General features: G+C 62.2%; 15 protein-coding genes. 5 read left to right on the plus strand and 10 right to left on the minus strand.

The features are described from left to right. The first annotated feature begins 33 nt into the window (after positions 1–33). A complete protein-coding gene (locus tag DM806_RS10595) occupies positions 34–915 on the plus strand; it encodes a sugar phosphate isomerase/epimerase family protein (protein WP_372859477.1) in 882 nt (293 codons plus the stop codon). Between the two features lie 5 nt (positions 916–920). Beyond that, a complete protein-coding gene (locus DM806_RS10600) occupies positions 921–1,877 on the plus strand; it encodes an alpha/beta hydrolase (RefSeq protein ID WP_256869229.1) in 957 nt (318 codons plus the stop codon). 24 nt (positions 1,878–1,901) lie between these two features. Here the strand turns inward: DM806_RS10600 and DM806_RS10605 are convergent, their stop codons facing one another. Next, positions 1,902–2,870: an aldo/keto reductase gene (locus DM806_RS10605; RefSeq protein WP_179043198.1), complete on the minus strand. Its 969-nt coding sequence runs from the start codon at positions 2,868–2,870 to the stop codon at positions 1,902–1,904. A 281-nt stretch (positions 2,871–3,151) separates the two neighbouring features. Here DM806_RS10605 and DM806_RS10610 point away from each other — a divergent pair, with 281 nt between their 5' ends. Both DM806_RS10610 and DM806_RS10615 read left to right on the plus strand, forming a co-directional pair. Next, positions 3,152–3,634, plus strand: coding sequence for an Lrp/AsnC family transcriptional regulator (locus DM806_RS10610; protein WP_179043199.1), 483 nt, complete (start codon positions 3,152–3,154; stop codon positions 3,632–3,634). Then, positions 3,631–4,119 (plus strand): Lrp/AsnC family transcriptional regulator, encoded by a 489-nt coding sequence (locus DM806_RS10615; RefSeq protein WP_179043200.1) that lies wholly within the window; start codon positions 3,631–3,633, stop codon positions 4,117–4,119. Before DM806_RS10610 ends, DM806_RS10615 begins: the two co-directional genes overlap by 4 nt. Positions 4,120–4,196: 77 nt before the next feature. Here the strand turns inward: DM806_RS10615 and DM806_RS10620 are convergent, their stop codons facing one another. The 9 genes from DM806_RS10620 to DM806_RS10660 all read right to left on the minus strand — a co-directional run bounded on the left by DM806_RS10620 (position 4,197) and on the right by DM806_RS10660 (position 15,251). Continuing rightward, on the minus strand, positions 4,197–6,548 hold the full coding sequence (locus DM806_RS10620) for a TonB-dependent receptor (protein ID WP_179043201.1): 2,352 nt from the start codon (positions 6,546–6,548) through the stop codon (positions 4,197–4,199). 121 nt (positions 6,549–6,669) lie between these two features. After that, positions 6,670–7,581 (minus strand): NAD-dependent epimerase/dehydratase family protein, encoded by a 912-nt coding sequence (locus DM806_RS10625; protein WP_179043202.1) that lies wholly within the window; start codon positions 7,579–7,581, stop codon positions 6,670–6,672. Between the two features lie 73 nt (positions 7,582–7,654). Continuing rightward, positions 7,655–8,092 carry a nuclear transport factor 2 family protein gene (locus DM806_RS10630; protein WP_256869230.1) on the minus strand — a complete coding sequence of 146 codons (438 nt, stop codon included), beginning with the start codon at positions 8,090–8,092 and terminating at the stop codon, positions 7,655–7,657. Further along, positions 8,092–8,871 carry an SDR family NAD(P)-dependent oxidoreductase gene (locus tag DM806_RS10635; protein ID WP_179043203.1) on the minus strand — a complete coding sequence of 260 codons (780 nt, stop codon included), beginning with the start codon at positions 8,869–8,871 and terminating at the stop codon, positions 8,092–8,094. The genes DM806_RS10630 and DM806_RS10635 overlap by 1 nt, the downstream gene beginning before the upstream one ends. Continuing rightward, the gene (locus tag DM806_RS10640; RefSeq protein ID WP_179043204.1) at positions 8,868–10,013 is read right to left on the minus strand and encodes an LLM class flavin-dependent oxidoreductase; all 1,146 of its coding nucleotides are present in this window, start codon (positions 10,011–10,013) and stop codon (positions 8,868–8,870) included. Before DM806_RS10640 ends, DM806_RS10635 begins: the two co-directional genes overlap by 4 nt. 173 nt (positions 10,014–10,186) lie before the next feature. Further along, positions 10,187–11,020, minus strand: coding sequence for an SDR family NAD(P)-dependent oxidoreductase (locus DM806_RS10645; protein WP_179043205.1), 834 nt, complete (start codon positions 11,018–11,020; stop codon positions 10,187–10,189). A 76-nt stretch (positions 11,021–11,096) separates the two neighbouring features. Next, positions 11,097–12,254, minus strand: a complete 1,158-nt coding sequence (locus tag DM806_RS10650; RefSeq protein ID WP_179043206.1) for a tyrosine-protein phosphatase — start codon at positions 12,252–12,254, stop codon at positions 11,097–11,099. A gap of 4 nt (positions 12,255–12,258) precedes the next feature. Beyond that, entirely contained in the window at positions 12,259–13,035 is a 777-nt protein-coding gene (locus tag DM806_RS10655) for an SDR family NAD(P)-dependent oxidoreductase (protein ID WP_179043207.1), read from the minus strand. Between the two features lie 56 nt (positions 13,036–13,091). Further along, a complete protein-coding gene (locus DM806_RS10660; RefSeq protein ID WP_179043208.1) occupies positions 13,092–15,251 on the minus strand; it encodes a TonB-dependent receptor in 2,160 nt (719 codons plus the stop codon). Between the two features lie 172 nt (positions 15,252–15,423). Here DM806_RS10660 and DM806_RS10665 point away from each other — a divergent pair, with 172 nt between their 5' ends. Next, positions 15,424–16,056 carry a TetR/AcrR family transcriptional regulator gene (locus DM806_RS10665; RefSeq protein WP_179043209.1) on the plus strand — a complete coding sequence of 211 codons (633 nt, stop codon included), beginning with the start codon at positions 15,424–15,426 and terminating at the stop codon, positions 16,054–16,056.

Here is a 16,056-nt window from a genome sequence, read left to right on the forward strand (position 1 = left end):
CCGGATCGACAGATAGAGAAGGAGGAGAGGCGCGTGGCGGCCCGGAACAGCCTGTCGCTCGACCATATCACCGTAACCGACACGACACCGTGGCGCCTTGCGCAGCTTGCCGCCGCGACGGGATGCACCGGCATCTGTCCTTTCCTCTATGCGATGGACGTGCTGCCCGCAATGCCGCGCTACAATCTCGTCGCCGATCGCGCCGCGCGCCGCGCGACCCGCGATGCGCTGACGGCGACTGGCATCGCGGTCGACCTCGTCTACCCTTTCACCATGGCGGGGCGCACGGTCGTTGCCGATTTCGCGCCCGTGCTGGAGGCGGGAGCGGAACTCGGCGCGCCGCTCGCCAATATCCTCTGCTATGATCGCGAACCTGCCCGGCGCACCGAGAAACTGGTGGAACTGGCCGAACTTGCCGCGCCCTACGGCATCGGCCTTGCCATCGAATTCTATCCGCCCTCGCAGCTTCGCACTCTCGGTCAGGCCCTCGTCGAGATCGAGAGGATCGGGCGAGCGGATGTCGGCGTCATCGTCGATCTGCTGCATATCATGCGCGGCGGCGATGTTGCGGCCAGCATGGCCCTGCTTTCGCACCCTTCGATCCGCATGGCGCAGCTTTCCGACGGACCGGCGGAGATGCCGACCGACCGGATCGAATGGGAAGCGGGCCGCCAGCGGCAACTGCCGGGCGAAGGCAGTTTTGACATTCGCGCTTTCACGGCCGCCCTTGCGCCGCATGTTCCGCTCAGCGTGGAAGCGCCGCGGCAGTCGGCCCTCGACGCTGGCATGTCCGTACTGGAACGCGCCCGCGCAGCGGTGGAAGCGACCCGCACCTGCCTCCTCCAATCGGACGATGACGATGCCGTCGACCGGCGCTATCCCGTGCGGACAACAAATCATGATCGAACAGGATGAAGATGATGCGTGACCTCGTTGATCCGGCCCTCTTGCCCGGCCTGGACCTGATGCCGGCGCTTGAACTCAATGGGAACAGCCTGCCAGCCATCCGCCAGGGCATGGAGCAGATGGCGGCTATGGCCCCGGAGCCAGAAGGCGCCGGAGTCACATGGCGCGAGGATCGCGTGGCGACAACGGACGGTCATTATATATCGGTGCGCATATATACGCCAACGGGGCTTTCCACTGCATTGCCGGCCATCCTCCACATCCATGGCGGTGGCTATGTGACGGGTTCGGTCGCCATGAACCACGCCTCCAATCTGGTGCTGGCGAGCGCGGCCGGGGCAGTGATCATATCGGTCGATTATCGGCTGGCGCCCGAAACGATTGCACCCGGTGCGGTTGAGGATTGTTATGCGGCGCTACGCTGGCTGCACGATCAGGCGGCGCAACTCGGTGTCAATCCGGCGCGCATCGCAGTGCGCGGCGAAAGCGCAGGCGGCGGCCTTGCGGCAGCGCTCTGCCTGCTGGCGCGCGATCGGGGCGGTCCGGCGATCGTGCATCAGAACCTCATCTATCCGATGCTCGATGACCGAACCTGCATCACACGGCTGGCCGATCATCAGGGCGCCTTTGTCTGGACCCCGCAGGCCAATGATTTTGGTTGGCGTTCATTGCTGGGGCAGGCACCGGGCGGTGCCGACATATCGCCCTATGCCGCGCCCGCCCGCGCAAGCGACCTGACCGGTCTGCCGCCCGTCTTCATCGCGGTCGGCGCGCTCGACCTGTTCCTGGTCGAGGACATGGATTATGCCCGTCGCCTGATCGAGGCTGGCGTGGCCACCGAACTTCATGTCCACGCCGGCGCCTATCATGGCTTTGACATACTGCCCGATGCACCGGTCTCCATGCGGATGAAGCGGGATGCCGTCGCCGCCCTGCGCCGGGCCTTGCATGGAGAGGACGGAGCGGCCTGATCGCCCCGTCGTTGCGTGCCGCGATCATGCGGCACGCAACTCCGCCAGTTCGTCGGCCGACAGGGTAAGGGCGGCTGCCTTCACGCTCTCCTCGACCCGCGCCGGGCTGGACGCGCCGAAGATCGGGATCACCTGTTGCGGCTGGTTCATCAGATAAGCAAGCGCGACCTCTGGCACGGTCGCGCCATGGCGCGCGGCGACCGCCCTGGCTGCTGCAAAGCGCGCCTTGTTGACCGGATTGTCGTAAAAGCCCTTGAGTGTGTCGGATATCGCATCCTCGCCCTGTTCCAGCATGGCGAAATAGCCCCGGCTCTGTGAACAATAGGGGATGATCGCAAGGTCGGCATCCCTGAGTGCGCCGGCATGATCCTCGAAATAGAGCTGATAACCTTGCTGCAGGGCGTTCATTTCATGCGGCTTGGCAAGACCCCAAAATGGTTCGACCGCGACGAAGCCGGTCTTGCCGCTGGCCTTGGCATAGGCATTGGCCTCCAGCACGCGTGCGGCGGTCCAGTTGGAGGCGCCGAACCAGCGGATTTTTCCAGCCATCTTGGCCTCGTGCAGGAAATCGATCAATTCATCGACCGGCGTTTCCATATTGTCCATGTGCAGCCAGTAAAGATCGATCCGGTCGATGCCCAGATGGTCCAGGCTCTCGTTCAGGTCGCTGGCGATGCTGGCGGGATCGACGCGATTGCGATAATCGCCCGCCCGCATGTCGAAATGACCGCCCTTGGTCGCGATGACGAAGTCGTCGCGGGTTTGACTTTTCAGCCAGGCGCCGATCGCCCGTTCGCTTGCGCCCTTGGGTGCGTCGGGAACCCAGTCGCCATAGGATCGTGCGCTATCGATGAAATTGCCGCCCAATGCAGAAAAGCGGTCGAGGATCGCATTGCTCCGCTGCTGGTCGATAGCTGTACCAAGCATATTGGTGCCATAGCATAGGCGGCTGACCGTCAGGTCGGTATGGGCGATCTTTACCTTTGAAAGCATGACTGTCTCCTGCTTGGCTCTGCGGCTCCGCTATGCATATTCTGCCAGAACGACCGGCTCGAACGGCAAATTTCCGGGGTCGTGATGTGCCATCTATATGCGCATATCTGAGATTGTATCGATATTTTCATGCATAATACTATTATATTTATGATATAAAATACGCATATGAATGATCTGCGCGACGATCGAAACGGTCCTTCGCGGCTTTTGTGCCATGACGTCTGGCGCCCCCCATTTCTGCACGCTATGGTCCCGCCCGGAAATGGAGGCGGTACGGAATGCAGATCAGAAGCGGGCGGTCGCAGACACCGCCGATCTTGGACGCCCTTGATAACAGCATCATCGATATTCTGCGTACCAATGGCCGCACGACCAATCAGGATATTGCCAAGCAATTGTCGGTGACGGCCGCGACGGTTTCGGCACGTTTGCAGAAGATGGAGGATGCGCGCGCCATGCGCGTGGTCGCCGTCACGGATTTCGCGGCGCTGGGCTATAATGTCATCATTGCCGTCGGCGTGAAGGTGCAGGGGCGTGGCGTTCAGGCGGTCGGCCATGATCTCGCCAAATTTCCCGAAGTGCTGAGCGTCAACGTCATGAATGGCCCCTGCGATATCGAATTGATGGTCGCGCTGCATGATTTCTCGGAAGTGCAGCAATTTCTCTATGATCATATCGCCAGCATCGCCGGCGTTGCCCAGATCGATGCCGGCATAGCCGTAGATATTGCAAAATATGAATTCAATGTGGTGCCGCTATGACCGATGCGAACTGGCAACGGCTGGATGCGCTCGATCACAAGATCGTCGCCAAACTTGCGCTCGATGCACGCATTTCCAATCGCGCGATCGCGGCCGAACTCGGCGTGACCGAGGGCACGATCCGCACGCGCATCAAGCGCTTGCAGAATGAAGGGCTGATCCAGTTTACCGTGGTCACGGATTTCCGCATGGCCGGATCGCCCAACCTGTGCATGCTCGGCATCGATGCCGATCCGTCGCGTGTCACCGAAGTCGCGGAGCGGCTGAAGCAGATGCCGGAGATCAGCTGTGTCGTGCTGATGCTCGGCCGTTACAATCTGCTGGCGATGGGTTTGTTCACCAATATTGAGCAGCTCAATGAATTGATCGTCGAGCAGATCCGTAGTCTGCCGGGTGTTCAACGGGTGGAAACCTCTATTTCGGTCCACAATCTGAAATATGAGGCCGGGGTGGCGAAGATCACCCCCGCGGCCGTGATCGACTGACGCTTTCCCTCCGGCGGCTCGGCAGCAGCGCTTCGCTGTTGCCGAGCCGGGAACGGTGGCCCGGCTCGGCCAGCCGGTCAGAGCTTCAGCCGGAAATCGACGCCATAAGTCGCCGGCTCGCCATAGGTGTTGCCGGCATAGCCAATGCTGCCGAAGTCGATGCCGAACAGCCGATATTTCTCGTTGAAGATATTCTTCCCCCAGAAGGCCAGCTCCGCCTTCGCGCCGTTAAGGTCGATGTCGGTCAGGGAAATCCTGCCGTTCACCAGATGCCTGGGCGCACCCGCAATTTCGTCATTATAGGGCGTACCCACGATCGTGGGATGATAATAGACTTTGCCGCGATAATCATAATCGCCCCGGATCGACAGGCGTCCGACCGACAGGTCCGCAATATCCCATTGCGCATAGGCGCTGATGGTGGTTGTCGCGCCGACCAGGAAACGGGCGCTGTCCTTGACGTCGACAAATTGATTGGTCGTCGGGTCGAGGATCAGGAACTGCTTATATTTGCGGTTGGTATAGCCCAGATTGGCGCCGATCGTCACGGCATCCACGGGCTTTGCCGTCAGTTCGGCCTCGATACCCCAATAGCGTGCCTTGCCCGCATTGACGGTGATGCTGGAAGCGCCGCCGGTTCCCGCCTGGAACTGCTGGAGCTGAAGGTCGGAATGGCTGGCGTAAAAGCCGGTCAGGTTCAGCCGCAGCCGCCGGTCGAGCCAGTCGGACTTGATGCCCGCCTCATAGGAAGTCAGCGATTCCGGGTCGAAGCCGGAATTGATCGACCGGGCGTTGAAGCCGCCCGCCTTGTACCCTGATGCCGTGCGGGCATAGACCAGCATCGACGGCGTCGCCTGCCAGTTGACGCTGAAGGCATAATTCACCCGCTGGAAACTGGCGTTGAGTTCGCGCACCAGTGGCGCGCGCTGCACCAGATGCTTCTTGTCATGGGTATAGCGAATGCCGCCCATCACGCTCAGTGTGTCGGTCAACTTGTATGTGCCTTGCGCGAAGGCAGCCGCCGACTTGTTATAATGGTCATAGTCGGTCAGCGAGGACAGCTGCACGCCGAAACTATTCAGCGTCACGGTCGGCGTCAGCAGAATCGGTACTGGAGAAGGCAGGACCAGCAAGAAGGTTTGCGGATTATATTCGGCGGAATGTTCGTTGAAATAATAGCCGCCCAGAACATATTCGAACCGGTCGCCGATATTGCCGAGCAGGTTGATTTCCTGCGAGAACTGATGCTGGCGGCGCCGGTTGCGGGTGCTGAACAGGTCGATCGGCGTGACGCCCAGCGGATTGAAATTATAGGGCGGAGCCAAAATCTCCGGACTCACCGTGAAGCCGACCAGGCCCGAATTGCCGTCCAGATCGTCGCGCGCATTGCGGTTGGCCCAGCGGCGGAAACCCGTCAGCGAACGCAGCGTCACGCCACCCAGATCCAGTTCGGCCGTCAGCGTATGGCCGATTACCCGGTCGGTCATCTTGCCCTGGTTGAGACGGATCGAATCCAGCCGGTCGGTCGACACGACCGGCGCATTGCCGCCCAGCGCCGAGGAGGCTTGCAGATAAGCCAGCACATCGGGGCGCACGACCGTCAACTGGAATGCGGGCGCGTAGCTTTCGCGCTTCGACCAGTCGAAACCATAGTCAAGCTTGAGCGAACCCGTGCGGAAGCTGAGGGCGCCGCGGACGGCATCGAGCACATAGGCGCCCGGATCGCGATTGTCGGGCGCGTTCAGATCGTCGACATAGCCGTTCCGCTCCTTGTGGAGATAGGTCAGCCGTCCCTTCAGGCCGCTGTCGGCGATATTGCCGCTGTCGACCGAGGTCTTGAGGCTGTAATAGCCGTAATTGCCTGCCGATCCGTCGACGCTTGCGTGGAAATCATCCGCCGGCTTGGCGGTGATCAGGTTGACCGCGCCGCCGATCGTGTTGCGGCCATAAAGCGTACCCTGCGGTCCACGCAGCACTTCGATCCGCTCCAGATCCAATATGTCGAACGCGCTGCCTGCGGCCCGCCCCAGAATGATGCCGTCGACATAGATGCCGACCGGGCTGTCCGATGTCAGGATCGGGTCGATGTCGCCGATGCCGCGAATGAACAATTGCATATTGGTCGAGGAGGCGGGCGACGTCGTGACCGACAGGCTGGGCGCGACCGCGGTCAGGTCCGCCGCCGATGCGATGCCCTTGTCACGGATCATGTCGGCATTGAGCGCGGTAACGGCGATCGGTGTGGATTGCAGATTCTCCGCGCGCTTCTGCGCAGTCACCACAATGTCTGCAATACCCTGTCCGCCGCCTTCGGCATCACTGCCCTGCGCCTGACCGGCCTGTGCCCGGCCGTCCTGCGCCCATGCCGGATGGGCGCCGAAAACCAGGGCTGCTCCGCCCAGCATGAGATAACGCCATTGCTTGCTCAACTCTCAGATCCTTCCCCGCTATTGGGCAGGCGGCGGGATGTCTTATGCTCCCACAGGCTGCCGATCGATTGTCGACCAGCCTGTCCCGCCATCATGCCGGGGACAGGCCGATCGGATTTTGTCATGCCTTTACACTGCCGAACTGGGCGGCGATCTCCGCTACGGCGGCACGGATGTCGTTGCGGCGATAGCCGAGCAGGGCGACCTCGCTGGCGTCCGGCTCATAGCGGATCCAGTTGCCCCGGCCCTGTGGTATGGCGACGTCGGGCAGCAGCGGCTGTTCCATGTCGCGTTCCTCGACCGGGATGTCTCGGCCGGCCGCGTCGAAGAAGAGCTGGAAATAGTCCCGGAACGACAGATTTTCGTCGCCGACCAGATAGGCCTTGCCCGGCTCGCCGTGCATCAGGGCGCCATGCAGCGCTTCCGACAGCGACTGGTAGGACATGAAATTGGTCCCGCCTGTCGGGGCGTAAGGCTCGATCGGGATAAGTCCCTCCGCCCATTGCATATAGGGTTCGAAGATCGCGCTGGGCAGACCCGGCACGGTGCCGACCATGAACGGGGCATTGACGCTGATGACATCGAACCCCGGCCGGCCCTGCGCGCGTGCGCCTTCGCAGGCGGCGCTGCGTGAGCGGATATAGGCATTGTCTTCCAGCAGGCGCGGCTTAGCCTGGGGGTAGAAGCTGCCGAGCTGGACTGCGCGCCGGACGCCCGCTTCGCGGCAGGTGGCGAAGAGGGCGGGCACGGCTTCATGATTGGCCTTGAGCAGGAAGGCGTCAAAATCGCTTCCCTGCGGCACATGGCGGGGATCATTGCCGGCGGCGAAAATCACCCAGTCGAAGCCTGCCAGCCGATCCGGCGAGAAATCGCCGGCGACATAATCGCCTTTCAGGAAGGGCATGGACGCCATCGGCGTGGCCGCATGGGGGGCATTGCGGCCGGCGATGCTGACCTCATGTCCCTGCGCCGCCATATGGATGGCGGCATGACCGCCCAGCGCGCCGGTGCCGCCGATTATGAGTAGCTTCATCCTTCCAGTTCCTTTCCCTCGGGCATGGCGCCGGATGCCCCCGCGATGAAGGCGCTCCGCCCCGCCAGCGCTTTCATGCGCCGATCCCGACCGTCACGGAGCGCGTTTCCGTCCAGTCGACGATCAGCCGACGACGGGTAAAGCGCCACATGCCCGCGTCCCTTCGCCACATATCCTGATAGCGGATTGTCCATATGAGAATGGCGTCCCGGTCCCGCAGCAGATGGTCGGCCGTACAATGGGTTTCGCCCGTCGCCCGATCGCCATCGATCGCCACGACCTGTTGATGGATGCGGTGCACAGTGCCGCGGAACATCTGGCCCAAGGCGTCGAGCGAGAGCAGGCAGTTTTCCCGTCCTTCGCTGGCAAAGCCCGGCCCTTCGATCACGCAATCCTCCGCCAGAAGCGGACGCCAGAGCTGCTTGTCTCTGCGGTCGGCGCCGGCGGCGTAAAGCTCCGCCGTCTGCCGCAAGAGGCTCCGGTCGATCATCTGTTGCACCAGGTCGGTCATCACAGCATCTCCGCGAGCGGCGGAAAGGCGGACAGCAGCGCGGCATCGACATTCTGCGCCTGCCCGTTGATCCCGGCCGATCGGCGGCCGAGCAGGAACAGGGCGACTTCCGCAATCTGCTGGGCCGTCAGTGCGCCGCGATAGGTGGGATCACCGATGGCGTCCGGCTCCTCGATCGCTTCCAGCCCCCCATTGCCGGTCATGCCGGTCAGCACCATGCCGGGACAGAGCGCATTGATGCGCGCGCCCCGCGCCGCAAAGGCTGCGGCCGACGACCGCACCAGTCCGACCAGGCCATGTTTCGACACGGAATAGGCAGGCGCCTCGGCAAAGCCGATGACACCGGACAGCGACGCGGTGACGACGCAGCTTCCACCGGGCCGCAACCGCGCCCGCGCCTGCTGCACCCCCAGATAGGTGCCGCGCAGATTGACGGCGATGATCCGGTCGAAGACGTCGGTCTCCAGCGTCTCCAGCGGCCCATAGGGCTGGATCATGCCGGCATTCAGAAACACCGCGTCGATGCCGCCGAACCGGCGCTCGGCCAGGTCGAACATCGTCTGATTGTCTGCCTCGTTTGCAATGTCTACGCGGACGGCAACCGCCTGACCGCCCCGTGCGGCAATCAATTCGACCGTCCGCTCGGCGCCGGGCAGGTCGATATCGGCCACCACGACACGCGCGCCTTCAATCCCCAGACGTTGACAGGCCGCCCGGCCGATCCCCGATCCGCCTCCGGTGACGATTGCCACCTTGTCGTTGAAGGTAGGCGCGCTCATTCCGCGGCCGCCTGCACCAGTCGAGACTGGAAATGCGGAATGACCTTGGCGCCGATATTGCGGATCGTCTCCATGATCGCCGCGTGCGGCACAGTGCCCATCTGGAACAGGAACAGCACTTCGTCGGCGCCGGCCTCCTGCAACCGCGTTACATAGCGGATGCAGTCGTCGGCGTCGCCATAGGCATCCTGCGCCACGGCATAGTTGCTGACATGCTCGTCGCCGACAGGGATATGCTCTTCAGACAGATAGGCGACGACCGCCTCCTTGCCTTGGCTCAGCGCCGCTTCCTGCTCCTCGGCAGACAGGTCGTCAGTGCTGGGCTTCGGTCCGCCCTGATACCAGTGGGCGATGGCTTCGGCGAAGAAGCGCTGGCCGCGCAGCCCGATGCGACGCGCTTCCTCGCGATCGTCCAACACGCAGGCGGCACAGAAGGCGGCGAGATGTTCGGTCGGCGCCAGGCCAACCTGATCCTCGATCTTCCTGCTGCGGAAATTTTCGCGATAGATGGCGTTCTTGCGCGCGATTTCCTCTGGCCCTGAAAAGCCCAGCACCAGCGCGCCTATGCCGCGCTTGCCGGCCAGTTCCAGCGTCGCCTCGCGGGTGCAGGCGTAATAGAGCGGGGGATGCGGATTTTGCAGCGGCTTGGGATGGATCGGGCGGCGCGGGATCTTGATATATTGCCCGTCATGCTCGATCTCTTCCTGCGTCATGATCCTGGGGATCAGATACATGGACTCATCGATCATCGGTTGCAGTTCGGCCAGATCATAGCCGAACGTGCCTGCTTCCTGCTGCGTACCGCCCTTGCCCATGCCGAAATGGACCCGGCCGCCCGACAATATGTCCAGCGTGGCGATGCGCTCGGCTACCTTGACCGGATGGTTCATCGCGGGCGGCAGGCAGACGACGCCATGGCCGATGCCGATGCGGCGCGTCCGGCCCGCCAGGTAGGCGAGCATGGTTTCGGGCGCCGACATATGGGCATATTGGGTCAGCGCGGTATGTTCGACGCACCAGACATTGTCGAAGCCGACTTCCTCGGCCAGCACGACCTGCTCGACGATTTCCTGAAAGCATCGTACTTCGGACGCTGGCGATGGATCGGCCATCTGCGCTTCGTAGATGATCGAGAATTTCATGACCTCTCCTACGGCCTGTTGCCGGTTGTTTCGGGCATCCTATTGAGAGGCAAATGACATTCATCATCCATTTGGATGAGATGTAGGAAAAATCTACGCATATTATGAATATAAATCATTAAATATAGGTAATATGCGTATCTTATGCGCAAATTAATGCGCTATTGGACGAGTTATGCGCCCAGCTCGATGCCATTGCCGCTGATCATCGGCACGACGGTCCACTGGCCATCGGGCGCTCGCATCCAGCCTGCGGCCGCCAGTGCGCCGCCATCGACATGGATGGTTGTGCCAGTAACCCATGCGGCCAGCGGGCTGGCCAGATAGAGGGCGGCACCGGCGCTATCTTCCGGCATGCCGAAACGGCCGAGCGGGATCCACTTGTCCATATGCGCGCGATTTTGCGGCGGGATCATATAATCCAGCGGTACCTGCGGCGTGTCGGTGGTTTCCGGCGCGATGGCGTTCACGCGGATACCCGCAGGCGCCAGTTCCAGCGCCAGGCACTGGGTAAGGCCCGTGACGGCCGCCTTGCCCGCACCATAGATGGCGCAATGGGGTATGCCGCGAAAGGCTTCGATCGATGTGATGTTGACGATGCTGGAGCCGGGCGCCGCTGCGCGCAACAGTGGCAGCATGGCGCGGGTGACACGCACGACTTGGCGGAAGTTGATGTCCAATATATCGTCGACTTCCCCATCGGTCAGTGTTTCGAAGGCCTTGCTGTGAAGGAAATGACCGACATTATTGACCAGTATGTCCAGTTTGTTGTCTAGTTTGCGAACCGCGTCGGCCAGCGCCTCCACGTCCGCTCCGCGGGTCACGTCGCAGCGGATCGCCACCGCCTGCGGATAAGTTGCGGCGAATTTGGCGCAGCGGGTCTCGTCGGTTTCCGCAATGATGACTTGCGCGCCCGCAGCGATAAAGGCGCGTGCGCAGGCCAGCCCGATACCTGCGCCGCCGCCCGTTATCAGGACGGTTCGCCCCGTGAAATCGATGCCGTTCATGATCCCTCCTCGCGTCGGCATTGTGCCGTTGGGTGCACGGTAGAGGGGAGGCCCGGCACTGCATGGTCCATTTGGACTAGGCGCTATCTCTTTCGTTGGACGCGCCCGTCAGGAAGCGGTCGCGCAGCGCTTTCCGGTCCTCCGGCTGCAGGCCTAGACCAATATGGAGATAGGCGTCGAAGCTGCCATAGCGCCGATCAACCTCGTCAAAGGCAGATTCCAGATATTCGGGACGCACCGTGAGAACCGGCGTCAGCGACGCGGGGGCGATCGGGCTGGTCGATTGCGATAGCGCTTTGATCGTAGCCTCGTTCTTTTTCTCAAGAAACGCATTGCTCGCCAGATAGTCCGCCATCACCGTCTCACGCGGGACGCCCAGAAGTGTCAAGATGACGGCCGTCGCCCATCCGGTGCGATCCTTGCCGGCAGTACAGTGATATAGCAGGGCTTGGGGCTGCGCTTCGGCCAATTGGTTGAGTAACCCGGCATAGGCGCGGCGTGCACTGCCGAGCGAAACGAAATCGCGATTGGCCTCCATCAGCAGTTCGGCCCCCTTGCCCGCTGCGATAGCGGTCATCGCCTTGCGCATGTCGCCGCCCAGCGATCCTTGGCTGTCGGCGGCGACGTCCAGGATCAGCGGCCGGCTTCCCCGCGGCAGGCGATCGGGTTCGCGGCTGCGTTCGCTCAGGGTGCGCAGATCGACGACCAGCTTCAGACCCAGCCGTTCGATCGCGGCCATGTCCTGGTCATCGATGCGGTCGAGTTGATCGGATCGATAGAGCAGCCCCATCTTCACCCAACGGCCGTCGGTCGTCCGATATCCGCCAATGTCGCGCAGATTGGGAATGCTGGGCAGATGCAGCGCCCGATCGGCGATTGTCAGTGGACCGCCATGATCCGGGACCAGTGTGAAATAATGGCGCCGGTCTGGGGCAAGGCCCTCCGCCAGAATGCTGCCGGTTGCGCCTCCCGAACCGACAGTCCGGCCCGTAATCACAGGTTCTGGGCCTTCGCTGGCGTAGATCGTGATGCGTCGTGCCCCTTGCGCCTGCCAGGAGATGCGCATGTTGCCCGCGTCGTCGATCCGGCGGGCCGTAGCCACCCTGAATGGAATGCTCCTCGCTGCTGATCCGTCCCGCAGACTGGGCACTGTGCATCCGGCCAGCCCGGCAAATGTGGTCAACAGGGTGCCCGACAGGAACTGGCGACGATCGAACGGGGGGCTGTCCATCATTGCCTCAGCTGCGCTGCGACGAGATATTGCCGCCATCGACGACGATCTGCGCCGCGGTGACATAGCTGGCCTCGTCGGACAGCAGGAAGCGCACCACCCGCGCGACTTCCTGTGGGTCGCCGAGGCGGCCGAGCAGGATGCGCCGCTCGAAATAGCCGTCGGGCAGGGCATCGACGCTGGGGCGGAGCATCGGCGTCAAGATCTGGCCGGGTGACACTGTGTTGATGCGGATGCCGTCCGTGGCCAGCCGGTCGGCGAGCGACCGGACCAGCGACAGGATGCCTCCCTTGGCGGCGCTGTAGATCGGGTTGACCGCATTGCCGAGCGTCGCGTTGATCGAGGCGATCGCGACGATCGCCGCGCCCGGCTGGGTGGCAAGATCAGCATGGATGGCTTGGGTGATGAAGGCCAGCGCGCGCAGATGGATGGCGATCCCGCTGTCCCAGCTTTCCGCCGTCATACCATCGAGCGAGGCGGTGTCGACGACGCCCGCGGCATGGACCAGCCCGCCCGGCGCGCCGATCGCCTGTCGCGTCGCCGCCACCGCCGGCTCGATCGCACCGAGATCGCGCAGGTCGATGGCGATCCCGGTTGCGGCCGTACCGTGCGCGGCGGCAATGGCCTGCGCGGCCGCTGACGCCTTGGCGCCGTCAATGTCCCACAGCGCTACGGGGCGCCCGACCGCGGCCAGCGCTTCGGCCGAAGCGAGGCCGATGCCCGACGCGCCGCCGGTGATGATGACCGGAGAGGCAGGGGAGGCGAGAGTGGGGGTAAGGGTCATCGGCACATCCTTTCGATCGGAAGAAGGAGGGAGGGAAACTGATTGGCCTCGATGCGTCAGAATTCGACGCTCAGGTCGATGCCATAGGTGCGCGGTTCCCCGAACAGGGCGCCCGGCCGGCCGACATTGAATTGCATGACATAATAATTCTTGTCGGTCAGGTTGCGACCCCACAGGCTGGCACGCACGCCCTTGATGCCGGGAATGTCCGCCAGCGTCAGGCGCGCGTTCAGCAGGCCATAGTCGCCGATGATATATTTGCCGCCACTGATGGTCGCATTGGTATATTTGTCGCTCTGGGCAGTATAGTTGAAATTGGCGCTCAGCCGACCGACCGGCAGGCGCGGCAGGTCGTAGTTGAGGTCCAGCGCGATCGTGTGCCGGGGCGCGTTGGTGAAACGGTAATTGCCGGCGATATTCGCGCCGGTCGCGTCGATGATCTCATCATAGCGCGCAAGCAGATAGCCATAATTGATCGATAGCCGAAGATCACGAGTGGGGGCCATCGTCAGGTCCATTTCCAGTCCCTTGACCGTGGCCTTGCCTGCGTTGAGCACGTCGGTCAGGCGGATGTTGGTCGGGTCCGACTGGACATTGACCTGAATGTCCGAATATTTGGAAATGAAGCCTGCGGCATTAAAGCGCAGGCGATTGTCGAGCCATTGGCTCTTGATGCCCGCTTCATAGGACCAGAGCGTTTCCGGGCCGAAGCCTTCGTCGAATCGGGCGATGGAACTCGCGCGAACATTATAGCCACCGCTTTTATAGCCCTTCACTGCCTTGGCGTAGAGATTGACGTCATCCGATGCGTCGAAGGCGATGATGAAACTCGGGCTGAAGTCGGTGAAATTGCGGCTTCCATCACCCAGACCGGGAACCGTGACGATCGGGCCGTTGTTGACTTGGGTCTGGCGAGCGAGTGTCGCTTCGCGCTTGTCCCAGCTCTGCCGCAGGCCGATCGTGACATGCAGCCGACGGTCGAGCGCTTCTGGCGTGAAGGTCGCCTGACCGAACAGGGCGTAGGATCGGTTGTCAATCGTCGCTGTGGTGAAGCTCCGCGTCAGCGTCGGCGGGCTATAGCTGTTGCTGACATTGTCGCCGCTTTCGGAGAAATAATAGAAGCCCGCGACATATTGCAGTCGGCCGTCCAGCCCGTCGCCGACCAGTTGCAACTCCTCGCTCCACTGGTCCTGCTTCGCATGGCTGCTGTTCTTTTGCAGAGGGAACGGTCCGATGGCGCCGGTTAAGTAATCCTGATTCTGGAAATTATCGAGCTTGCGATAGCCGGTGATCGACCGGACGGTAAACGCATCGCTGGCTTGCCATTCGGCGGTAAGGCTGTGCCCTTGCGCGGTGATGTCATTGGGAAGGACATCGCGCACCAGCGGGCTACCCGCTTTCGGCCGGTCGATGACCAGCGGGTGGAGCGGAGAGAAGGCGACATAGGTGGGCGTATCGTCGATGTCCGTGCGGTCATAGCTGTAACGCAGGCTCAGCCCATCCGAAGGCTGCCACAGCACATCGGCGCGCATCGCCTGCCGGTCTTCGTCGCCCCAACGCTTGATGCCGGTACCCGCGTTGCGAATGAACCCGTCCTGCTGCTGGTTCACATAGGATAGCCGCGCCGCGATGGTCTGGCCGATCGGGACATTGACCGCCGCCTTGAAGCGGCGATTATCGTAATTGCCCAGCGTCACCTGCCCCTTGAAGCCGAAATCGCCAAGATCGGGTTTGCGGGTGATGAAATTGATCGCGCCGCCGGTCGCATTGCGGCCGTAAAGCGTGCCCTGTGGCCCACGCAGAACCTCGATCCGGTCGAGATCGGCGACTTCCATCGCCAGCCCCTGGCTGCGGGCGACATACACACCATCCATATAGACCGCGACGCCGCCATCCTGCGTGATCTGGTCGTCGGCCAGACCCACGCCGCGCATGAAGATCTGCGTCGTAGCTGCATTGTTCGGGAATGGCGTAAGTTGAAGATTGGGCACATTGGCGCGAAGGTCGGTAAGGCCATTGATGCCCTTGGTCTCCAGATCCCTGGCGCTGAACGCGGCGATCGAAATCGGCGTGTCCTGAAGCGATTCCTCGCGCTTCTGGGCGGTGACGACGATTTCCTCAATGGCGTCGCTCGCCCGGTCCTGCGCCAGCGCCGGTATCGCGGTAGCGACCATCAACACGGTGGCAGCAGCCCCGGACAATAGATGATTCGGCATATATCCTCCCCAAAAATCATGCACTTGCAGCCGCTGTACGGCTCTTTTCCTCAAATGCCCATAAAATCTACCTACGAGTTAGTAGAATTTCAAGAAGCAATATGTCATCTTTGATCAGGCATCATGCAATCGCCGTTGCATGAGCGGGAGAGCAGCGCATAAGAGCTGGATCATGAGTGCAACTAGACCGCCGACACGCCAGGCCAGAGGTGATGCGACCCGTCGCCAGATATTGGATGTCGCGGAGCGTATTTTTGCCGACATCGGCTATGCGGCGGCCCGGCTGGACCATGTTGCCGAAGCGGTCGGTATCCGCCGTCCCTCTATTCTCTATTATTTCTCCGGCAAGCAGCCGCTTTACGATGAGGTGGAGGCAGATATTTTCGCGTCCATGCACGAGTTCGTCATGAAGCGCATGGAAGGGGTGAGCGAACCGATGACCCGGCTGCTGGCGTTACTCGACGCTTGGCTCGATTTCCTTGTCGGCCGTCCCACCGCCGCGCGTATCATCCAGCGGCTCATCGCGGATTCGGCAGCCTATGGCGACAATCCTGTGCGCTTCTCCGAAACCGCCTTGCAGGATATCGAGGATGTCGTGACGGCTGGTGTCATGAGCGGGCAGTTTCAGCCTGTGTCGGCCATGGTGCTCCTGAACACCGTAGCAGGGGGTGCGCTGTTGTATGTCTGCAATGCGCATCAACTGGGGCCGGCCCGCTCCTATGATCCGGCGGCGCCCGAACAACTTGCTGAGTTCCGGACCATGATCCACCGGCTTGCCAGAGCAGCAGTTACCCCCGATCGCTGA

This window comes from Sphingobium lactosutens (assembly GCF_013393185.1).
Lineage (GTDB): Bacteria > Pseudomonadota > Alphaproteobacteria > Sphingomonadales > Sphingomonadaceae > Sphingobium > Sphingobium lactosutens_A.